Below are 19,900 nucleotides of genomic sequence, written 5' to 3' on the forward strand. Positions count from 1 at the left end.
AAAGCGCGGCGGAATTCGCTGGGGGTCATGCTCGTGCGCTGCCGGAAGCGCGCCCTGCTTTGCCAGCTTACGCAACGCACTTTCCAGCGCCTGCTTACACTGCGCCGATCGATAGTGGCCGAAATGATGTTCCTTGAGGGCGCCTTTTCGGGCGACGAGCCGTGCCCTGCGGCCCGGACAGACGCAGTCACACGCCAGACCTGAAACGACTTCGCTCATATGGACAATCGTTCCGTCCGCCCATTCCCCGAATGCCAGTTGGATGTCCTCGCCGCGCGAAACACGGCGGGGCTGCAAGTCGGTAGAGTTGTAGTCATCATGTCGGCCAAAATGCCGGAACCGGGACCGGACCGGGATGGAAGGCCGTAGGCGCTCTGCCCGGGATCATTTTGCCACTGTCCAGTTGATCGGAATGTACAGATCGCCGGCTTCCGCCTCCCCGGGTGCATAACTGATCTTCAACAGGCGCTCCGGTACGACGAGTTGCGTCGTCAGCTTCTCTTTGAGGCGATCGGGGCCGATCTTTGTATACGCGATTTCACCATCGTCGCTGTCCCAGCTGTCTTCCTCGACTGTCAGGACATTCGTGCCGTCGATGTAGATTGCATCGACCGTGAAGCCCTTGCCCTTTTTCTTGGCGGAAACGCTGACCGCGAGATCATGCCCTTTCCCGGGCATGACGTAGAAATCCGCGCGTGCCGCGTTGAGAGCTTCTGCGATGAAGTCAAAACTATCCTTCAGCGCCGCATGACGCTGGAGTTCGAACAGCTCGTTGAACAGCCCCTTCTTGATGCTCGATCGCAGTTCGCCTTTGGAATCGAAGAATATCTCGAAGAGCATCCCGTCCAGCAGGGCCTTCCGTTTCTCCTTCTCAAAACCCGCCGTGGATTTCATGAAATCGTTTATGAATGTGCAGGCCGTACCGGCACTGCCGCATGCCGCCTGATATATGTTGCGGCCGATGACGAAGAGACTGTTCTTCGCCATACGATTGGCCGAAGCGGCATTCAGCTGTTCAAGAGCAGGATTCTGCCGATACCAATTATGGGTCTTCAGGCCGGCAATGATCTCATGGGACTTCTTGCTTTCGTCAAGGTCGAACAGGCGGTCTGCGAGTGCTGTATCATCATAGTCGTCGATCAGCCGGCCCAGGCTGAGGTTGAAGTAAAATTCGCCCGAAAGCGAGGTGTGTTCCCATGACGTCTGCTTGCCGGCGCTTGCTGCGGCGACCGTGTTGCGTACCCGCTTGAACATCGTCTCGATCGAGCAGTCGGGCGTGTCGATATGCTGCAGCAGGGCATCGGTGTAGGTTCCGTTGCGACCGGTGCCATCATAGGCAACTTCTCCGGGCGAGGTCGCAAAACCGATGATCGTGCCTTTGGGGGCATAGACGGAGGCAAGGCCGCGAGCGCCCATGCTGCGATGCCATCGCCGCTCCCACGGGTTGGTTCTACACGCGTCCAGAATGATGATCTTTGTCGAGGCGTTCGATTTTTCCATCACATCGACCACCTTGTCGAGCGACAGCGAGCTGTGCTTGGCGTCCGTCTCGCTGTCCATGTCGGTGTCGATGGCTAGCAGGTAATTGGACCCGTCGATCTGGATGCCGTGGCCGGCAAAAAAGAACAGGCCTATTTCATGGGTTTTCAGCAATTCGCGAAAAGCCTTGAGCTGCTTTTCCATCGCACTGACCTTGCAGTCAGTGGCGATAATCACTTCAAATCCATAGCCTTTGAGTTTTGCGCCGAGATCCGTGGCGTCATTGACTGGATTGGCCAGATCGTCAGGTTTGGGATAGGCGCTGTTTCCAAAGACCAGCGCTGCCATCGACCGCTTCACTATGATTTCCCCCACTTAGTCATGGCGATGGTCTTTCGCCGCCAGCAAACATATGGGGCGTCGATCAGTTTTTCATCCTGTCTGTTGCTTGATCGACCAGATCGGAACGCCCAGCCAATCCGGCAATCTGTCCAAAGGCGATTAACGCCATGGTGCGGCAGAACCGGATAACCTCCAGGAGTGACGCATCCTCAAAGGCGGGTTCGATATAGTCGCCCTGCATCCTGCGGGACACCTGATGGACTCCGCCGTGCGTATAGCCATTCATGGCGTTCCATGCGCTGTCCTTCACCGTCGAGAGGAATTCGCCGGCAAGCTCCGGTCGCTCCTCGATCGCCTTGATCAGGGCACCGAATCTCGGTGCGATAATGTCCTTTTCAACGAAGACTTCGATCTCCTCGTCCGAGGCGCAGTAATGGATCCAGGCGCCCCGCACGAAACACTCGAAGGCGCAGCGGACGAGGGCGAATGCACTTGCATAAATGCGCATAGAGATCAGCGAGATGATGCCTGAATGGTGCTCGATTGACAGATCGAAGAGCTGGCCAGGAATTCGATGCCTGTGATCGCCCTTTATCTCCAGGCCTTCGATGCTGGTGTGTATCCACGCCAGATCGTCCTGACCCATTGAAATGGCGGTCCGCACTTCTTCCGAAATCGTGCTTGCTTCCATGGTTGCATTCTCAGGTCGGCTGCGATTGGAGCTATTGCCGGGTGAATTTCACCGCATCCCCTCACGTGGGAGCGTCGGATCACCAGCATCAGACCGGCGCCAATAGTCCTTGCCTACGGCAATGCCGGCCGGCGTGAGAACGTAACGGTCGACATGGTCGGGGTGTATCGCAAGCAGACCAAGACGAATCAACGGCGCGACACTCCCGTCAGCTACCGATCGCTCGCTGCGCTTGGCACCGTGAACGATCGCCCACCGCTTGCGACCATCCCCAATGAATGTTTCAATCTCGTCCGGACTTCTGTCCCGGGCCGCCGCTTCTCCTCGTGCAGCCGACCAGCGCTGCGAAAAACAGATCGTCATGAAGCTCAGCATCTCGCGAGCCCGAGGAGGAATCTCCAACCAGTCGACCGGTCCATCTGGCGAACGGCGCAACGACATACGATCGTCCAGCAGTGCTTCCTGTCCGCAGACATAGGCCTTCACCATGGCACGCTCGATCTCGCCGATCGTATTCTGTGTGATGCCGCGTTTGCGTGCCTCGCGATCCCGGGCGATAATGTCTCGCGCGACCTCGCGAAACAGCGCACGCATTTTCGGTGTTGGTCGCTCGGCTTTGGCGGGTTTCCCTTTTTTGCTCATGGTGGGAATGACAAGCCTCACACCGGCTGACGCGGCGCGATACCGAGCCGCTGCGCGACTTGCGTATAGAGCCCCACGACCCCTGGCATGGCGATCGTGACCGCCAGGCCAAATGGCACGGCTTCATCTATCGGGGTGCCGGGATCCGGATCGCGCTGCACCACAAGGTCAATCGTCATATCCGGGCCGACAACCGGCGCTTTGTCGCCTTCCCAGCAGCGCATGAATATGGTGCCGCGATTGGTCTGGTTCCCATCAGGTTGAAGGCTGCGCGGAGAAACGCTCAACGTGCCGACCTCTGCAGGGTCGAGCAGCTTGAGACGAACTGATCGGTAGCTCTTGCGCCCCGGCTGCACAGGCGTGAACCAGGCCAGCGTTGCCGACAGACTATGCGGCCGAGCCTGACCGCTCATGACCGCCGGTACAGGCACGCGGACAGTGGCAACGCGGTCGCGGGACAGCACTCCTACCGCCCAGAAGGTTGCGCGGTCCTCAGCGCACGCCACCGCGTCCTCGGCGTCGACATAGCCAAATCCCAGGAAGCGCCGGATATTGTCCTTGATATGGCTGTGATGCCCCCCGACCGGCCCGATGATTGCCTTGATCCGTGCGGCAATATCATCGGGCCAGCGGGCGGGATGGACAAGCAGCGCCTTGAGCAGGACCGCCCGCTGAACGTGGGGCAGGCGGACAAAATCCGGATATGCCGCCTCCAGAGCGTCATGGATCCGATGACATGTACGCGATGCGAGCGCGGTCGCGCCGCTGGTCCCGCCCGAATAGGCTTCGGCGATCCCGATACCTCCGGTACGGGGTGCCGCCACCCTGAGACCGGCCGGGCGCGTCGAGGCGGCCGGTCTGACAAAGACATGGCCGTCGGTCCGCATCTGGCGGAGATGCTCGCGCCCTCCCGGCATCAAAATGTCGGGCTTGACCGATCGGGCAAATCCGGGGCCGAGCGCGCTCGACGGATTGGCGGCCCGAATGCCCGGAAAGGGGTCGATGATGGTGCGGGCAGCGCGACGGTCGGCGGCGGACACCCAATCGTCATTGGATGCCCCTACCGTCACCGCGTTGATCGCCTCCGACGGCGAAAACATGCGTCGGTCCGCCATGACATTGCCGATCGCGGTCAGCGTACCGTCGCAGCGAGCGGCGGCATCCGCGTCTTCGAAAGCCGTTCCGGTCGCAAAGGCTGGAACACCGAAGGTCTCCCTCACATTGCCGGCACTCACCAAGAACAGAATGCCATATCGGTACGCCAGTCGATCCAGCAGCCGCGCCCATGCCGATAGCGACGACTGAAAGGGGCGTCGCTCGTTGCCAAGCGAGAGATTGACGATCAGCACGCCAGGCGCCGTCGCATCCGCGCCTTCCCGCATCGCGCGAATGGCCAGATAGATGATGTCGATGACAAGCCGGCGTGCCGGGAAGCGGTCGCCCGCACCCATCACCGGAACAACGTGGATCCGGCGCGGCAGTGCCGGTGCCGGATTGTTCCGGTCGCCATGCACGAGGAGCGAGGCCATGGCAGTGCCATGGATGCGTTGGTCCACCGGCGCATGGGGTTCGAGATCGAATTGATCGTCCATGACCAGATGCGCGGCGAGCAGCGGATGTGCCGCCACCGGAACCCCGTCGAGCAGGGCCAGGATCGGTTCGCGCAGCTCTCCGACCGCCGCAGCGGCGCCGGCGTCGGTGACGTCCTCGATCTCGATCGTCGTTGCCAGACTTTGCGGGCGGATGTGCATGACCGGATCGAGACTGGCGATGCCGCCCTCCGCCCGATCGATGATCTCCCGGATCGCGCGTACCGGCAAATCCACGAGCAGGGCGTGATAGGCAATGTCCGGCAACCGGGCACGCGAGATGATCTGTCCGCCGCGTGCAATCACGGCCACGCGCACTTCATCTTCCCGTGCCTGGGCCTGAGCTTCGGAGACCCGATAGATCAGTTCGATCTCGAGCGGCACAAGCTCGTCCTCGCCGCGTCCCTCGATCTCCTCGGCGAGAAAGCTGGCGTCCAGTCTCTGGACCCTGTCCTGGGGTCCCCATGGCCGCAGATCACGAAGCAGTTCGAACACGCCACGCCACGGCGTCTCCCCGAATTGCAACTGATCGGCGTTCCAGCGCTTCCAAAGGGAGAGCAGTTCAGCGAGCGCGCGGGCGTCCGGGACAAGGAGATAGGCAATAGGCTCCTTATCGTCGTCACTGCCCAACTCCTCCTCGTCGATCAGTTCGAGGCCGGGCACGCGCTGAACGGCAGCGGCAAAATTGTTCACCGAGCCACGGACTTCGAAAACGAGCAGCCTTTCCGGCGCCAGCGCGGCCGGATCGGCGCGTAGCTCAAGGCCGCCCGGATCTCGCGCCAAAGCCCGCGCCAGGCGGTCGAATTTTGGCGCGAATGTAGCTTGCTGACGGTCCCGGGGGAAAGATTCAGGCGGCCGGGGGAATTTTTGCGGGCCGGCGGGCCGTTGTCTTGGCTGGTCTGGCTGCAGCCTCAGCAGGGGCTTGGTCGGATCGCTCGGCATCTACATTCCCGGGCCGAACACGCGACTTCCACAGCTCAAGCTCTCTCGCGAGCGCATCATCGATACTGATCTCCCCCAAACCCAATATCTGCCTGCGCCTCACATTCTGGCAAAGGTCGAGCGCTTCGGCATAGCTGACCGCGCCGAGGCGGGCCGCGAGCTTCTGTACCGTCATGCGTGGCGCGTCCGGCCAACCGCAAATGACGCGGTCCAGAAACACCTCGAGAAGTTTGCGATCGGGCTCCGGGAAGGCCAGCCGCATCTGGAAACGGCGCCATACTGCACGGTCCAGCAACTCGGCATGGTTCGTGGCCGCAATAACGATCACATAAGGCGGCAACTGATCGAGCTGCATGAGCAGGAACGAGACCACACGCTTGATCTCTCCGGTTTCATGCGTATCGCCGCGCTCCTTGCCGATAGCATCGAACTCGTCGAAGAACAGGACGCTCGGCTGGGTACGCACATAGTCGAACAGCTTGCGAAGCCGCGCGTTGGTCTCGCCGAGATAGCTGCCAATCAGGGCATCATAGCGTACGACGAAGAAGGGGAGGCCGAGCGCCTCCGCGATTGCTTCGGCGAAGGAAGTCTTGCCGTTTCCAGGTGGGCCGGAAAGCAGAATACGATGGCGCGGCTCATAAGCGTGGGCGCGAAGCACATCCGCACGCACATGCTCTTCGATGAGCTGGCGGCCATTCTCGCGCGCGGGCAAGGAAAGGAGCAGATCGTCGAAGCGGACCCGGGGTTCGACCTCGATGATCGTGTCCCGGCCTGGTCCTACCTGGGGCTGCGACGTGGTCAGTGGCGGCGGCGTGACCGGTACGGTGCCAAGGGCGCGCTCGATGCGATCTGCAACGATGTGGTGATTCTTTGCCCGTTCGTCCGCGACAATGGCCTCGGCTGCGGCGCGCAGCGTCTCACGGTCGCCAGCAACGCTGGCGCGAACAAGAGAGACGAGATGATCGGCGCGGGCCATTTTTCCTGCTTCAGTCCAGCAATCGGCAGCCCCAAATCGGCTACCGCAAGAATCTAGTCAAAATTTCCTGTGGTGTGAATCAATATAATCGCGATCTGAGGTCAGCACCCATCTCAACGCTCTTCGAGCGTCAGGATCAGAAGGTCGACGAGTCCCACGCCATGATCGGATGAAACATGATCCTTCCGGATCGTGTAGCCATCGCCTTCATGATCCCGCACGCGGCGGACCAGGGACTGGAACGCTTCAAGATCGGCAGCGCTACCGCTCGCCGGGCGCAGTGTCGCCACACTGGCGTCGCGCTCCGCGAGGTAGTGACCGCCATCCTCCAGCAATCCCGTGACGAAACTCATCAACCCGCCTCCTTGAGTCTCTCCGACCGAAAGTGACTTTGCCTCTTGGCTGACCCCATGTCATCATCGTCTGGCAAAGTTCCGCCCGGCCCACGCTCCAAGTCAGTGAAGCGCCCGTCAAAGAGCGGATATCAATCTCACGCGGCTTCTGACGGGCGAGCCGCCTGCTGAAGAACCGCCTGCCCAAGGGCTGTAATCCTCCACCAGGCCAGTTCATCTCCCATGTCCAGAGCCTTCTGGGCAAACCCATGGCGCGAAAGGCGCACAAGAATGCCGTTGTCCTTCGCGCTGAGACGCCCCGGCGTCTCCGGCCAGGCTCCGGCCAGATCCACCAGCATTTCCCACTCGTCGTCAGGTAGTAAGCCGTTCGCCGATCGTTCGGACTGAGCGCTCGGCGGCGCTTGCTGTGTTTCCTTACCCGTCAACGCCGAGGAAATCCTGTCGGACACGCGGTTGGCGGCCTTCACGGACGGGTCGCGGTCGACATGGGCGTAGATCATCGTCGAGCGAAGATTGGCGTGACCCAGGATCGCGCCTGTCAGGGCAAGTGCCTCGCCGTTTGAGGTCGCGATCGCGCCGACCGTATGGCGCAGCGTGTGCGGCGTGACGCCCGGCAGGTCGGCACGCCTGACGATCTTCTGCCAGATGGACTTGGTGCCCTGGAAGAAGCTGCCCCCCGTATCGGCCGGGAAGACATATTCGATGCCATCGGTACGTTCGATGCCTCGCAGCAGCGCGATAGCGGCAAGCGGCATGGGCCGCGTCGATCGACCGGTCTTGGTGTCGTCAAGCGTGATCAGGCCATTGTCGAAATCGACTTCGGCCCATTTGAGTTCGACGATCTCCTGTCGGCGACAGCCGGTGAGCGCCCACAGGCGGGCAATGTTGAGCGCCTTGGGATTGGCGCCTTCGGCCTCAAGCGCGTCGCAGGCAGCACCGAACCGGCGCAGTTCGTCCAGGCTCAGGAACCGGGTCCGGGCATTATCGGTCTTCTTGACCACCGCCTTTTCGCACGGATTGGTATCAATTATGCTGAAGCGCTTGGCAAAGCTCAGCACTGCCGAGAAATCCCGGAACACCTTGCGGGCGGCTCCACTCCCACCCTTCACGATGATGCGGGTGCGCGGACCGGTCTTCTCATTCTTCACGGTCTTGCCGTTCTCGACGTCCCGGAAGAAGCGCTCGATCTCGGCCGCGCCTATTTCCGTAACCCGTTTCCTGCCGAGCAGGGGGACGACATGATGGCGCAGGCGCGCCATCGTATACTTCTTGGTCAGCGGCTTCATGGGCTCGCCCTGGCGCTTCCCGCGCTGGATGTAGCAGCCTTCCTTCTCGTAGAGGTTGATCAGTTCCGCGACGGTTTGCTCCTGGCGTTTCCCATTGCGGTCGAGAGCCGGATCCCGCCCATTCGCCGCCGCGCCGAGAATTTCCTTTGCGCGCCGGCGGGCCTGTTCAACGGTCAGTGTGCCGACGCGCCCAATCGAATAGAAGCGCTGCGGCGCCCGCCGGCCACCACCCTCCGCCAGATACTTGGCTACGAACGTCTTTACGCCCCCGACGCCGATACGGACGCCGAAGCCTTTCAGTTCGCTATCCCATAAGGAGTAGCGCCGGTCCCGGGGTTGGGAGGCATCGATGACAGTCTTGGTAAGCTTGACCTCGGAAGCCTTCATCGCCTGCCTCTATCCGACCGTTCCGGGCTACAACCGGGCTACAACATTCAACGACAAAAGTGTCGCTTTCCTAGGAGTGTATAGCGTAATAGTCCGAGACAAACAATCATAAAATCAATACGTTAGTAGTAGATTGGCGTAGGTTGGAGAAGTCCAGAAAAGCGTATATGCAACTTTGCCAAGGTTGGGGTCGAGGGTTCGAATCCCTTCGCCCGCTCCAGTTTTCGCGTTTTGTGCGCGATTCCACCTCCGGAACGCGCTCGCCCGAACCCTCGAGTCCTTTGTTGGCGCTCCGCCCTGCCGGGTTGCGCGCGTGGTTCGAATCCTCCAGCAGCTGCCGCAATCTGCCCAACTCTGCGCCATCATACCGTCGCCAAGTCGCGTCACCGTTCAGGCGATGGCAAGCGCGCTTTTGCTTTACGTCCGCGCGAGTCGCGAGAGGCGCCGGTGACGGCGCGCCGCAGGAGTTTGGAACGATGACGAACATCAATCGCGCCCCTGGCGGGCTGCGGTCGGGGATGATCGCCGCCGTCGTATCGGCGGTGCTGCTGACCGCGGCACCCATCCCGGCTACCGCTCGCGTGGAGGAGGGCATCGGCACCCTCGCCGGCGAATGGCGCAACAAGAAGGACACCGTCCATATCCGCACCCATGCGTGCGGCGCGCTGGTGTGCGGCACGGTGAGCTGGGCGAGCGCCGAGGCCGAGGCGGACGCCCGCCGCGGCGGCACGCCGGAGCTCGTCGGCACGAAGATCTTCCGCGAATTTCGTCCTGAGGGCGATGGCAGCTATAAGGGGAAGGTGTTCGTGCCCGATATGAATCGCACCTTCGCCGGCCGCCTGACCGTGACGAGCGACGACAAGCTGCTTGGCAAGGGCTGCGTGCTGGGCGGCCTCATCTGCAAGACGTCGACCTGGGTGCGCGTCCGGTGACGGGCGCCGGCGCCATCCGCGTCGGCATCGGCGGCTGGACGTTCGAGCCGTGGCGCGGGACCTTCTATCCCGACAAATGGCCGCAGAAGCGCGAGCTGGAATATGCCAGCCGCCACGTCACCGCGATAGAGATCAACGGCACCTATTATTCGACCTTCAAGCCGGCGAGCTTCGCCGAATGGGCGAAAGTCGCGCCAGACGACTTCATGTTCGCGGTCAAGGCTTCGCGCTTCTGCACCAACCGCAAGGTGCTGGCGGAGGCGGGCGAATCGATCGCGCGCTTCTGCGGGCAGGGCATCGTCGAGCTCGGACCCAAGCTGGGGCCGATCCTATGGCAGTTCATGGCCACCAAGAAATTCGATCCGGACGATTTCGGCGCCTTCCTGAAGCTGCTGCCGGAGAAGCAGGACGGCGTGCCGCTCCGCCATGCCGTGCAGGTACGACACGAGAGCTTCGCGGTGCCGGCGTTCGTCGAGCTGTGCCGCAAGGCGGGCGTGGCGATCGTCTATGCCAAGTCGGACGATTATCCGGCGATCGCCGACGTGAGCGGCGACTTCGTCTATGTCCGGCTCGAGACGGCGGTGGAAGAGGAGCCGGCTGGCTATGCGCCCGCCGAGCTCGACCGCTGGGCGGAGGCGGCGAAGACCTGGGCGGCGGGCGGGCAGCCGGACGAGCTGTCCTATGTCGCCGATCCGCCGGCGAAGACGCCGCGCGACACCTTCATCTTCATGATCGCCGGTGCCAAGGTCCGCAATCCAGCGGCGGCAGAGGCGCTGATCGCGCGGCTTTGATCAGAGCCCGAGCGTCTTCAGCGGATCGCCGACCAGCCCGCTGACCATCGCTGCCTGCAGCCGCGTCGCCGGCCATCGCTTCGACAGCGGCCCCACCAGCCAGTCGCGCAGGAACGGGAGCAGCCGGCCGTCGGACTGATAGACCGGCGTGAACAGCGCGCTCATCGCCTGATAGAGCCGCACATGGCCGCGCCGCAGCCGGATCGCCTGCGCCGGATCGCCCGCGCGCAGGGCCAGCACCAGCGCATAGGCGTCGAGCAGCGCCATGTTGGCACCCTGGCCGAGCTGCGGGCTGGTCGAATGCCAGGCGTCGCCGATGTGGATCAGCCCGGGAGCCCAGGGCCGCGCCAGCGTGCGATGGGCATAGTGGGCGAAGGTGAGCTGTTCGGGCGTCCCGATCGCGTCGAGCAGCGGCTGCGTCGCCGGCCACAGCCTGGCGACCTCCGCCTTCCACAGCTCCAGCCCGTCGGCGCGCCACGCGCTCAGCCGGTCGCCCCGCAGCGACCAGAAGAAGGCGCATTGCGGCCCCGCGGCGCCGGGCGGCTTGCCGATCGGCAGCACCCCGGCCATCACGCTGGCCGCGCGATAGCGCTGCTGCAGGGCATTCGGGTCGAAATCGCCGCGCCACGGCACGCTCGCCCATAGCGCGCCATAGGGAAGCGTACGCGCCGACTCCCCCGCCAGCACGCTGCGCGCGCCAAGCGCATCGACGATCAGATCGAACGGCCCTGCATCGGACCCGTCGGCGAAACGCAGCCGGCCCTCACCGGCGGACTGGACCGTGCGGCCGGCCTCGAGCGTGATGCCCTCGGCGAGCACCAGCCGATAGAGGATGTGGAACAAAGTGGCGCGGTGGATGCCGATGCCATAGGCGGCCCGCCCCAGTGCGGCATAACGGACGTCGAGCACGGTGCGGCCGCTGCCGCCGGCCTCTCCTGCCAGCCGGTCGATCCGCGCGCCATGGGCGATCACCGCGGCTTCGGCCCCCATCGCGCGCAGCACGGCCTGGCCGGTGGGCTGGATCATCAGCCCCGATCCGAGCGGCCCCGGCTCCGCGAACCGCTCAAACAGGGTGACGCGATGGCCGTCGCGGCGGAGCAGCAGCGCCGCGGCGAGCCCGGCAACCCCACAGCCGGCGACCGCGACCTCCAGCCGCCGCATTGTCAGCGGTCGGCGCGCGGCGGGCTGGGGCGATCGGCGACCATGCGCTCGCCGTCGATCACGATCGGGCTGGCAACGCCGGGAAGCCCGCCCAGCACCACCTGCATCCCGCGCGCGACGACCTGCGGGTCGGCGAACACCTCGGCGACATTGTTGATCGGGCCGGCCGGGACCCCCTTCGCCTCCAGCGCGTCGGCGAGATCGCGCTTCCTCCAGTCGAGGATCGCGCGGGCGAGCGGCGGGATCAGCGCGTCGCGGTTGGCGACGCGGCCGGGATTGGTGGCGAAGCGATCGTCGCGGTGGAGGTCGAGTCCCAGCACCTCATTGAGCTTGGCGAACTGAGAATCATTGCCGACCGCGACGATCAGCTCGCCGTCGGCGCAGGCGAAGGCCTGGTAAGGGGCGAGATTGGCGTGGCCGTTGCCCATCCGGTGCGGCACCTTGCCCGACGCCATCCAGTTCAATGCCTGGTTGGCGAGCACCGCCACCTGCGTGTCGAGCAGCGCCATGTCGATTTGCGCGCCCTCGCCGGTGACGTCACGACGCCTGAGCGCCGCCAGGATCGCCACCGCCGCATAGACGCCGGTGAAGATGTCGGCATAGGCGATGCCGGCCTTCTGCGGCGCGCCGTCGGGCTCGCCGGTCAGCGACATGATTCCGCCCATGCCCTGGATGATGAAGTCGTAGCCGGCGCGATGGGCATAGGGACCGGTCTGGCCGAATCCGGTGATCGAGCAGGTGACGAGCCGCGGATTGATCGCCGCCAGGCTGGCGTGGTCGAGGCCGTATTTGACGAGGCCGCCGACCTTGTAGTTCTCGATCACCACGTCGGCATCGGCGACCAGCTCGCGCACGCGGGCCTGACCCTCGGGCGTGGCGATGTCGACGGCGATGCTGGCCTTGCCGCGGTTGGTCGAATGATAATAGGCGGCGTCGAGGTTGCGGCCCTCGGCGTCGTGCAGGAAGGGCGGGCCCCAGTGGCGGGTATCGTCGCCCGCGCCGGGGCGCTCGACCTTGATCACCTCGGCGCCGAGATCGGCGAGGAGCTGGCCACACCACGGGCCGGCGAGGATGCGCGCGAGCTCGACGAGCCTGATCCCGGCGAGCGGCTTCACGGCGCGACGCTCACCACTTCGATCGCTTCGGCGCGACCGCCGAAATCGACGCGGTCGCCGGCTTCGGCATCCATCACTGCGCGGGCGAGCGGGGCGGTGAAGGCGAGCAGCCCGGCGGCGGGATCGGCCTCGTCATGGCCGACGATGCAGAAGCGCTGCTCGGCGCCGTCGCGACGGATCACCACCTCGGAACCGATCCCGGCGACGCCCGGCTCGGGCGGCGGGGCGAGCTCGGCGGTGGCATGGCGCGTCGCCCAATAGCGCTGCTCGCGCTTCAGCCGCTTCAGCTCATCCGCGTCGGTCGCCGCGGCGACGGCGGCCGCCATCTCGGCATCCCTGGCCGCGAGCAGCTCCAGCCCGCGCGGGGTGACCAGATTGGGCCCGACCGGGATCGGCAGCTCGAACTCGGGTTCCTTATGCTCGTCGTCGCTCTCGCGACGGAAGGCGACACTCATTAGGCGGGCTTTCGAATCTCGTAGATGACATGCGGCTTCATCTCGCCGGCCATCGGCCGGTCGACGGTGCCGGGGCGGAGCACGCCGCCGATCTTCTCCATCGCCTTGCGCGATCGAATGTTGCCCTCGCCGACGGTGAATATCACCGTTCCGACGTAGCGGTGGATGTGATCGAGCATCAGCCGCTTGATCTCGCGGTTCCAGGTGCCGCCCCAAAACTCACGCGCGAGATAGGTCCAGCCGATCTCGATCTCGTCGGCTTGCCGGTTCCAGTTGTCGAAGCGGCTCGATCCGATCACCCGGCCGGTCGCCTTGTCGATGATCGTCAGCGCGCCGCCCGACGCGATGCCGCCGTCGAAATAGGCGCGGAACACCGGCTCCTGCCAGCGATCGTGCGCGGGATGTACTTCCCAGAGCAGCGGGTCGGAGGCGACGGCGTAGAGCGCGTCCCAGTCCTCCGGCACGCTCGGCCGCAGGCGGACGAGCTCGCCTTCGAGCACCGGCTGACGGTCCGGCGTCAAAACGCCGCGATCCCGGTGATCGCCCGGCCGAGGATCAGGCCATGGACGTCGTGCGTGCCCTCGTAGGTGTTGACTGTCTCGAGGTTGATCGCGTGACGGATGACGTGGAACTCGGCCGAGATGCCGTTGCCGCCGTGCATGTCGCGCGCAACCCGGGCGATGTCGAGCGCCTTGCCGCAGTTGTTGCGCTTGATCAGCGAGATCGCCTCAGGCGCGAGCGTGCCCTCGTCGAACATGCGGCCGGCACGCAGCGCCGCCTGCAGGCCGAGCGCGATCTCGGTCTCCATGTTGGCGAGCTTGAGCTGCACCAGCTGCGTCGCGGCGAGCGGGCGGCCGAATTGCTGGCGGTCGAGCGTATATTGCCGCGCCGCCTCCAGACAGAATTCCGCCGCGCCCATCGTGCCCCAGGCGATGCCGTAGCGCGCGCGGTTGAGGCAACCGAACGGGCCCTTCAATCCCTGCACCTCGGGCAGCAGCGCGTCCTCTCCGACCTCGACGCCGTCCATCACGATCTCGCCGGTGATCGAGGCGCGCAGCGACAGCTTGCCCTCGATCTTGGGCGTCGAGAGGCCGGGCAGACCGCGTTCGAGGACGAAGCCCTTGATCCCGCCGCCATGCGCGTCGCTCTTCGCCCAGACCACCATCACGTCGGCGATCGGAGAGTTGGTGATCCACATCTTGGTGCCGGTCAGGCGATAGCCGTTCGCGGTCTTCTCCGCGCGCGTCTTCATGCTGCCGGGGTCGGAGCCGGCGTCGGGCTCGGTCAGGCCGAAGCAGCCAACCAGCTCGCCGGTGGCGAGGCCGGGGAGGTATTTCCGCTTCTGCTCCTCGGTGCCGTAGGTGTTGATCGGGTGCATGACGAGGCTCGACTGCACGCTCATCGCCGAGCGATAGCCCGAATCGACCGCCTCCACCTCGCGCGCGACCAGGCCGTAGGCGACATAGCCGAGCCCGGCACCGCCATATTCGGGCGAGATGGTGGGGCCGAGGAGGCCCAATGAGCCCATCTCGCGCATGATCTCGCGGTCGAAGCTCTCGTCGAGGAAGGCCCTGGTCACGCGCGGCAGCAGCTGCTCGCGGGCATAGGCGCGGGCGGCATCGCGTACCATCCGCTCCTCGTCGGTGAGCTGCGCATCGAGCGCGAACGGATCCTGCCAGTCGAACCGGCCCATCTCGGCCATGGAACTCTCCTAATCAGATCGCCGGCGTCGTCGCGCCGGTTTCGGGCTCCGCCGCTGCCGGCGGAGGCGGGGGCGGCGGTGCCGCCTTGGCCGGGCCGAGCGCGACCAGCTCCAATGCGTTCAACGCCTCGCGCGCGCCGACGTAGCGGCGCGCCGCATCGGTCCAGCTCTTCGCCGCGGGGGCGCCGGGCATCCGCGAGACCTCGGCCAGCGCACCCTCGACCTGGCCCGCGTCGAGCATCCGGCGCGCGCGGGCGAGCCGGTCGGTCGCGCGCGGGCTCGGCGTCGTCTCGTGCCGCAGCACGACCAGGCTGGTGAGCTCGCGCCACAGCGCCCGGCCGACGCCGTCGTCGAGGCTGCCGCGGGTGAGCCGCGGCGCGATCGCGTCGAGCGCCTCGCGCAGGTCCTCCAGCGTCACCGGCGAGCGTCCGGCGGCGATCACCGTCGCCACCGACGATCCCGCGTCGGCGCCGAAGCGGGTGAGGAGCAGCGGCTCATAGCCCTCGAGCTTCTGCCCGCGATCGAGCCGGCGGCGCACGGCGTACAGGATCAGCAGCCGCTCGGCCCGGCTGGCGTTGCCGGCGGAGGTGCGCGATGCCGCGTCGGCGGCGGCCATGCGCGCCTCGATCGCGCGCAGCTGCATGTCGAGCGCCGCCTCGCGCGCGGCCAGCCCCTCGATCGTGATCGGCGCGACCGCGGCCGGGACGGAAGGCGCGGCGGCGGAAGGGTCGACGATGATCGGCTGCTGCGCGGGCCGGCGCCAGCGCTCGATCGCCGGACCGGCCCACATCACTGCGATCACGCCGAGCACGAAGGCGGCGATCAGCGCGATCGCGAGCGGCCAGCCGCTGCGGCGCCGCGGCAGAGCCGCGAGGGACGGGGTCTCGCCGGTCATGCCGGGCTTATCGGCACCGGCGGCACGCGCGTCAATCGGCCAGCGCGCGCGCCGCAGCGATCAGCGCCGCATCGGTGGGCGCGGCGGCAACGGCCACGGCGGCCCAGCCGGTCCCCGCGGCCGCCGCGGCCGTCCCGCTGATCGCGGCAAGCGCGATGCGAGCGCGATCGGGCGCGATCTCGGCCAGCCGGGCCGCGGCACGGGCCGAATGCGCCAGCGCGACGCTCCCGAGCAGCGGTGTCGGATCGACGGGAAGCGGATCGCTGGCATAGACGGTGACCGCCGCGAAGCCCGCATCCACGCGATCGCGCCCCGCCAGGTGCAGCAGACGCGCGCCTCCTGACCGTGCGACGATCGCCTCGACGCCCGCCGCGCCAACCTCCCGCACCTCGAAACCGGCCGATCGCGCAGCCGCCGCTGTCGCCTCCCCGACCGCATAGACAGGAAGCCCCCGCAGGCGGTCGAGCTCGCGCCCGCCGTGACGGATCGCGTTGGCGCTGGTGACGAGCAGCGCGTCATAGCCGGCCGGGTCGGGCGCCCGCCAGGCGACCGGCACGACGGCGAACAGCGGCAGGCGGATCGCGCGCAGCCCCTCCGCTTCGATCCTGGCTGCGGTGGCGGCATTCCCCGGTTCCGGCCGCAGCACCGCGAGCGGGCGCGTCATGCCCCGAACAACCGCGCGATCGCGGCCGGCGCGGCGGCAAGCAGCGCCGCCGCCAGCGCGTCGGGATCTTGCCCCGACAGCCGCACCGATTCGCTCCCGTCCTCGGCAAGCAGCTCGGCGTCGATCGCCACCCCGTCCGCTCCGATCCGCGCCAGCACCGCGACCGGCGAATGGCAATCGGCATGGAGCGCGGCGAGCACCGCGCGTTCGGCATGGACGCACTTCTCGGTGTCGCGATGCCCGATCGCCGCCAGCATCTCCAGCATCGCGCCGTCGCCCGCGCGTGCCTCGATCCCGACCGCGCCCTGGGCCGGCGCGGGCAGCATCGTCTCGAGCGGGATCGGCACACCAATGTCGTCGCGCCCCAACCGCGCGAGCCCGGCGGCGGCGAGCAGGGTCGCCTCCGCCTCGCCGGCCGCCAGCTTGGCGAGGCGCGTGTCGACATTGCCGCGGAACAGCACCGGCCGCAGGTCGCCGCGGATGCGCCGCACCTGCGCCGCGCGGCGCGGCGAGCTGGTGCCGATCCGCGCGCCCTCGGGCAGCGCTTCGAAGGACGCCGCCCCCACCAGCCGGTCGCGCACGTCGGCGCGCTCCAGCATCGCGGCGATGGCGATCTCATCCGGACGGATCGTCTCGACGTCCTTCATCGAATGCACCGCGCAGTCGATCTCGCCGGCCAGCAGCGCGCGGTCGAGCTCTTTGGTCCACAGCGCCTTGCCGCCGATCTCGGCGAGCGCGCGGTCCTGCACCTTGTCGCCGGTGGTGCGCACCGGCACGATGTCGACCGTGCAACCGTGCGCCGCGACCAGCGCGTCACGCACCTGTCCCGCCTGGACGAGCGCGAGCGGCGATCCGCGGGTGCCGAGGCGAATCCTGTTCATCGTTCCCGCTTGGACGAACCGCCGCCCTTCGACAAGCGCGGGCACGATCGCTACATGGCGGCGATGCTGATCCTGGGCCTCGAATCGAGCTGCGACGAGACTGCCGCGGCGCTCGTCACCGGCGACCGCCGCGTCCTGGCGCACAAGCTGGCGGGACAGGAGGCGGCGCATCGCCCCTATGGCGGCGTGGTGCCGGAGATCGCTGCACGCGCGCATGTCGAGGCGCTGGGACCGCTGGTCGAAGCCGCGCTGGCCGAGGGGGAGGTCACGCTCGCCGACGTCGACGCGATCGCCGCCACCGCCGGACCCGGCCTGATCGGCGGGGTGATGGTGGGGCTGGTCACCGGCAAGGCGCTGGCGCTGGCGAGCGGCAAGCCGCTGATCGCGGTCAACCATCTCGAAGGCCACGCGCTGTCGCCCCGGCTCGCGGATCCGAGCCTCGTCTTTCCCTATCTGCTGCTGCTGGTCTCCGGCGGGCATTGCCAGCTGCTGCTGGTGGAAGGCGCGGGCACCTACCGCCGGCTCGCGACGACGATCGACGACGCCGCCGGCGAGGCGTTCGACAAGACGGCGAAGCTGCTCGGGCTCGGCTTTCCCGGCGGGCCGGCGGTCGAGAAGGCCGCGCTGACCGGCGATCCGCGCGCGGTGCCGCTGCCGCGGCCGCTGGCCGGCTCGCGCGAGCCGCACTTCTCCTTCGCCGGGCTCAAGAGCGCGGTGGCACGCGTGGTCGGCCAGTATCGCGTCGAGGATATCGCCGCCTCCTTCCAGGCCGCGGTGGTCGACTGCCTGATCGACCGCACCCGCCGGGCGCTGGACGCGGTGCCCGAGATCACGGCGCTGGTCGTGGCAGGGGGCGTCGCCGCCAACACGAGCGTGCGCGTCGCGCTGGAAGCGCTGGCCGCCGACTACGGCGTCCGCTTCGTCGCGCCGCCGTTGTGGCTCTGTACCGACAATGCCGCGATGATCGCCTGGGCGGGCGCGGAGCGCTTCGCCGCCGGCATGGTCGATCCGCTCGACACACCGGCCCGCGCGCGCTGGCCGCTCGATCCGGACGCGGAGAAGGTACGGGGTGCGGGGGTGAAGGCATGAGGATCGGAGTCATCGGCGGCGGCGCCTGGGGGACCGCGCTCGCCCAGGTCGCGGCGCGCGGGGGCAGGCCCGTCACCTTGTGGGCGCGCGAGACGGAGGTGGTCGAGGCGATCAACGCCGAGCACCGCAACTCCCTCTTCCTGCCCGGCATCGATCTCGATCCCGCGATCGCCGCGACGGGCGATCTCACCGAGCTGGCTGGCCAGGACGCGCTGCTGGTGGTGGCGCCGGCGCAGCATATCCGCGCGGTGCTCGCCGAGGCGCATGTCGGCGCGACCCCGCTCGTGCTCTGCGCCAAGGGCATCGAGGCGGGCACCCGCCTGCTGGTCGGCGAGATCGCGCGCGAGATGCATCCCCATGCGCCGGTCGCGGTCCTTTCCGGCCCCACCTTCGCGCACGAGGTGGCGCGCGGACAGCCGACCGCCGTCACGCTAGCCTGCGAGGACGGCGAGCTGCTCGGCCGGCTCGCCGACCGCCTCGGCGGCCCGGCCTTCCGCCCCTATGCCTCGAACGACGTGATCGGCGCCGAGATCGGCGGCGCGGTCAAGAACGTCCTCGCGATCGCCTGCGGCGTGGTCGAAGGCGCGGACCTCGGCCTCAACGCGCGCGCGGCGCTGATCGCGCGCGGCTTTGCCGAGATGACGCGCTTCGGCGTGGCGCGCGGCGGCCGGGCGGAGACGCTCGCCGGTCTGTCCGGGCTCGGCGACCTGGTGCTGACCTGCACCTCGACCAATTCGCGCAATTTCACCCTCGGCGTCGGGCTCGGCCAGGGCAAGGCAGCCGCGGAGCTGCTCGCCGACCGCAGGACGGTGGCGGAAGGCGCCTTCACCGCGCCGGTGCTGCGCGAGGCGGCGGCCGAGGTCGGCGTCGACATGCCGATCGCGGCCGCGGTGTGCGCACTGCTCGAAGGCGCGCCGGTCGCGGAGGTGGCGGGGGCGCTGCTGTCGCGGCCGCTCAGGGAGGAAGCGTGATGCGCTGGGCGGCGCTGCTCAAGGGCATCAACGCCGGGCGCAAGCTGGCGATGGCCGATCTCAGGGCCTTCCTTGCCGATCAGGGCATGGATGACGTCAAGACGCTGCTCGCCTCCGGCAATGCCGTCTTCGATTCGGCGGAACGGGATGCCGCGAGGCTGGAGACGAAGCTCGCAGCTGCGGCGAAGGAAGCACTGGGCCTCGACACCGACTGGTTCCTGCGCAGCCATGCCGAGCTGATCGCGATCGCGGCCGCCAATCCCTTCCCCGATGCGGCCGCGACGCATCCCAATCATCTCCAGGTGTTTTTCCACCGCGATCCCGTCGATCCGGCGCTGATCGACGCGGTGGCCGCCATCTACGACGGGCCCGAGCGACTGCACGCGATCGGGCGCGAGCTCTACGTCGACTATCCCGACGACATCGGCCATTCCAAGCTGCCGCAGGCGATGGCCAGGGCGAAGTTCCCCAAGGCGACGACCGCGCGCAACTGGAACACGATTTTGAAGCTGATCGCGATGCTGGAGCAGTAGAGACGGCGAAACCGTTCCGCCTCC

The 19,900-nt window shown here is 66.8% G+C and carries 21 protein-coding genes; 5 read left to right on the top strand and 16 right to left on the bottom strand.

The window, feature by feature from the left end:
* The 8 genes from AC2YHA_RS16805 to AC2YHA_RS16840 all read right to left on the bottom strand — a co-directional run.
* Positions 1–219 (bottom strand): hypothetical protein (locus AC2YHA_RS16805; RefSeq protein WP_487402539.1); only part of this gene is annotated, 219 nt, incomplete at its 3' end.
* Positions 220–384: 165 nt separating this feature from the next.
* Positions 385–1,827: a caspase family protein gene (locus AC2YHA_RS16810; protein ID WP_487402540.1), complete on the bottom strand. Its 1,443-nt coding sequence runs from the start codon at positions 1,825–1,827 to the stop codon at positions 385–387.
* A gap of 76 nt (positions 1,828–1,903) precedes the next feature.
* Positions 1,904–2,512: a DUF6988 family protein gene (locus AC2YHA_RS16815; RefSeq protein ID WP_487402541.1), complete on the bottom strand. Its 609-nt coding sequence runs from the start codon at positions 2,510–2,512 to the stop codon at positions 1,904–1,906.
* Positions 2,513–2,560: 48 nt separating this feature from the next.
* Complete coding sequence (locus AC2YHA_RS16820) at positions 2,561–3,175, bottom strand: hypothetical protein (RefSeq protein ID WP_487402542.1); 615 nt, start codon at positions 3,173–3,175, stop codon at positions 2,561–2,563.
* Positions 3,172–5,526, bottom strand: a complete 2,355-nt coding sequence (locus AC2YHA_RS16825) for a S8 family peptidase (RefSeq protein ID WP_487402543.1) — start codon at positions 5,524–5,526, stop codon at positions 3,172–3,174. The genes AC2YHA_RS16820 and AC2YHA_RS16825 overlap by 4 nt, the downstream gene beginning before the upstream one ends.
* 64 nt (positions 5,527–5,590) lie before the next feature.
* Positions 5,591–6,661, bottom strand: a complete 1,071-nt coding sequence (locus AC2YHA_RS16830; protein WP_487402544.1) for an AAA family ATPase — start codon at positions 6,659–6,661, stop codon at positions 5,591–5,593.
* Between the two features lie 113 nt (positions 6,662–6,774).
* Entirely contained in the window at positions 6,775–7,014 is a 240-nt protein-coding gene (locus AC2YHA_RS16835) for a hypothetical protein (RefSeq protein ID WP_487402545.1), read from the bottom strand.
* Between the two features lie 137 nt (positions 7,015–7,151).
* Positions 7,152–8,687 carry a tyrosine-type recombinase/integrase gene (locus AC2YHA_RS16840; RefSeq protein WP_487402546.1) on the bottom strand — a complete coding sequence of 512 codons (1,536 nt, stop codon included), beginning with the start codon at positions 8,685–8,687 and terminating at the stop codon, positions 7,152–7,154.
* Between the two features lie 476 nt (positions 8,688–9,163).
* Here AC2YHA_RS16840 and AC2YHA_RS16845 point away from each other — a divergent pair, with 476 nt between their 5' ends.
* Together AC2YHA_RS16845 and AC2YHA_RS16850 are read left to right on the top strand one after the other, a co-directional pair.
* On the top strand, positions 9,164–9,619 hold the full coding sequence (locus tag AC2YHA_RS16845) for a DUF2147 domain-containing protein (protein ID WP_487402547.1): 456 nt from the start codon (positions 9,164–9,166) through the stop codon (positions 9,617–9,619).
* Entirely contained in the window at positions 9,616–10,410 is a 795-nt protein-coding gene (locus AC2YHA_RS16850) for a DUF72 domain-containing protein (protein ID WP_487402548.1), read from the top strand. The genes AC2YHA_RS16845 and AC2YHA_RS16850 overlap by 4 nt, the downstream gene beginning before the upstream one ends.
* On the opposite strand, the gene AC2YHA_RS16855 is transcribed toward AC2YHA_RS16850, so the two are convergent.
* Genes AC2YHA_RS16855 through hemC form a run of 8 tightly spaced genes read right to left on the bottom strand, consistent with a single transcriptional unit; the run spans position 10,411 to position 17,283 of the window.
* Positions 10,411–11,571, bottom strand: a complete 1,161-nt coding sequence (locus tag AC2YHA_RS16855; protein WP_487402549.1) for an FAD-dependent oxidoreductase — start codon at positions 11,569–11,571, stop codon at positions 10,411–10,413.
* A 2-nt stretch (positions 11,572–11,573) separates the two neighbouring features.
* Positions 11,574–12,686 (bottom strand): CaiB/BaiF CoA transferase family protein, encoded by a 1,113-nt coding sequence (locus AC2YHA_RS16860; RefSeq protein WP_487402550.1) that lies wholly within the window; start codon positions 12,684–12,686, stop codon positions 11,574–11,576.
* Positions 12,683–13,141, bottom strand: a complete 459-nt coding sequence (locus AC2YHA_RS16865) for a GreA/GreB family elongation factor (protein WP_487402551.1) — start codon at positions 13,139–13,141, stop codon at positions 12,683–12,685. The genes AC2YHA_RS16860 and AC2YHA_RS16865 overlap by 4 nt, the downstream gene beginning before the upstream one ends.
* Positions 13,141–13,662 carry a GNAT family N-acetyltransferase gene (locus AC2YHA_RS16870; RefSeq protein ID WP_487402552.1) on the bottom strand — a complete coding sequence of 174 codons (522 nt, stop codon included), beginning with the start codon at positions 13,660–13,662 and terminating at the stop codon, positions 13,141–13,143. The genes AC2YHA_RS16865 and AC2YHA_RS16870 overlap by 1 nt, the downstream gene beginning before the upstream one ends.
* Entirely contained in the window at positions 13,659–14,843 is a 1,185-nt protein-coding gene (locus AC2YHA_RS16875) for an acyl-CoA dehydrogenase (protein ID WP_487402553.1), read from the bottom strand. Before AC2YHA_RS16875 ends, AC2YHA_RS16870 begins: the two co-directional genes overlap by 4 nt.
* 13 nt (positions 14,844–14,856) lie before the next feature.
* Positions 14,857–15,738 carry a hypothetical protein gene (locus AC2YHA_RS16880; RefSeq protein ID WP_487402554.1) on the bottom strand — a complete coding sequence of 294 codons (882 nt, stop codon included), beginning with the start codon at positions 15,736–15,738 and terminating at the stop codon, positions 14,857–14,859.
* A gap of 31 nt (positions 15,739–15,769) precedes the next feature.
* Positions 15,770–16,402, bottom strand: coding sequence for a uroporphyrinogen-III synthase (locus tag AC2YHA_RS16885; RefSeq protein ID WP_487402555.1), 633 nt, complete (start codon positions 16,400–16,402; stop codon positions 15,770–15,772).
* Positions 16,399–17,283 (bottom strand): hydroxymethylbilane synthase, encoded by an 885-nt coding sequence (gene hemC / locus AC2YHA_RS16890; protein WP_487402556.1) that lies wholly within the window; start codon positions 17,281–17,283, stop codon positions 16,399–16,401. The genes AC2YHA_RS16885 and hemC overlap by 4 nt, the downstream gene beginning before the upstream one ends.
* Before the next feature lie 63 nt (positions 17,284–17,346).
* Between hemC and tsaD the strand changes: the two genes are divergently transcribed.
* The 3 genes from tsaD to AC2YHA_RS16905 are packed head-to-tail and all read left to right on the top strand — an operon-like array spanning position 17,347 to position 19,876.
* Complete coding sequence (tsaD, locus tag AC2YHA_RS16895) at positions 17,347–18,372, top strand: tRNA (adenosine(37)-N6)-threonylcarbamoyltransferase complex transferase subunit TsaD (RefSeq protein ID WP_487402662.1); 1,026 nt, start codon at positions 17,347–17,349, stop codon at positions 18,370–18,372.
* A complete protein-coding gene (locus tag AC2YHA_RS16900; protein ID WP_487402557.1) occupies positions 18,369–19,343 on the top strand; it encodes an NAD(P)H-dependent glycerol-3-phosphate dehydrogenase in 975 nt (324 codons plus the stop codon). Before tsaD ends, AC2YHA_RS16900 begins: the two co-directional genes overlap by 4 nt.
* Positions 19,343–19,876 carry a DUF1697 domain-containing protein gene (locus tag AC2YHA_RS16905; RefSeq protein WP_487402663.1) on the top strand — a complete coding sequence of 178 codons (534 nt, stop codon included), beginning with the start codon at positions 19,343–19,345 and terminating at the stop codon, positions 19,874–19,876. Before AC2YHA_RS16900 ends, AC2YHA_RS16905 begins: the two co-directional genes overlap by 1 nt.
* Positions 19,877–19,900 lie beyond the last annotated feature (24 nt).

It is taken from the genome of Sphingomonas sp. SRI_018 (assembly GCF_057586275.1).

Bases quoted from the DNA above. Each gene is read 5' to 3' on its own strand.
- AC2YHA_RS16810 (WP_487402540.1), bottom strand. From the start codon at position 1,827: ATGGCAGCGCTGGTCTTTGGAAACAGCGCCTATCCCAAACCTGACGAT.
- AC2YHA_RS16815 (WP_487402541.1), bottom strand. From the start codon at position 2,512: ATGGAAGCAAGCACGATTTCGGAAGAAGTGCGGACCGCCATTTCAATG.
- AC2YHA_RS16830 (WP_487402544.1), bottom strand. From the start codon at position 6,661: ATGGCCCGCGCCGATCATCTCGTCTCTCTTGTTCGCGCCAGCGTTGCT.
- AC2YHA_RS16835 (WP_487402545.1), bottom strand. From the start codon at position 7,014: ATGAGTTTCGTCACGGGATTGCTGGAGGATGGCGGTCACTACCTCGCG.
- AC2YHA_RS16840 (WP_487402546.1), bottom strand. From the start codon at position 8,687: ATGAAGGCTTCCGAGGTCAAGCTTACCAAGACTGTCATCGATGCCTCC.
- AC2YHA_RS16845 (WP_487402547.1), top strand. From the start codon at position 9,164: ATGACGAACATCAATCGCGCCCCTGGCGGGCTGCGGTCGGGGATGATC.
- AC2YHA_RS16855 (WP_487402549.1), bottom strand. From the start codon at position 11,571: ATGCGGCGGCTGGAGGTCGCGGTCGCCGGCTGTGGGGTTGCCGGGCTC.
- AC2YHA_RS16865 (WP_487402551.1), bottom strand. From the start codon at position 13,141: ATGAGTGTCGCCTTCCGTCGCGAGAGCGACGACGAGCATAAGGAACCC.
- AC2YHA_RS16875 (WP_487402553.1), bottom strand. From the start codon at position 14,843: ATGGCCGAGATGGGCCGGTTCGACTGGCAGGATCCGTTCGCGCTCGAT.
- AC2YHA_RS16880 (WP_487402554.1), bottom strand. From the start codon at position 15,738: ATGACCGGCGAGACCCCGTCCCTCGCGGCTCTGCCGCGGCGCCGCAGC.
- AC2YHA_RS16885 (WP_487402555.1), bottom strand. From the start codon at position 16,402: ATGACGCGCCCGCTCGCGGTGCTGCGGCCGGAACCGGGGAATGCCGCC.
- hemC (WP_487402556.1), bottom strand. From the start codon at position 17,283: ATGAACAGGATTCGCCTCGGCACCCGCGGATCGCCGCTCGCGCTCGTC.
- tsaD (WP_487402662.1), top strand. From the start codon at position 17,347: ATGCTGATCCTGGGCCTCGAATCGAGCTGCGACGAGACTGCCGCGGCG.
- AC2YHA_RS16900 (WP_487402557.1), top strand. From the start codon at position 18,369: ATGAGGATCGGAGTCATCGGCGGCGGCGCCTGGGGGACCGCGCTCGCC.
- AC2YHA_RS16905 (WP_487402663.1), top strand. From the start codon at position 19,343: ATGCGCTGGGCGGCGCTGCTCAAGGGCATCAACGCCGGGCGCAAGCTG.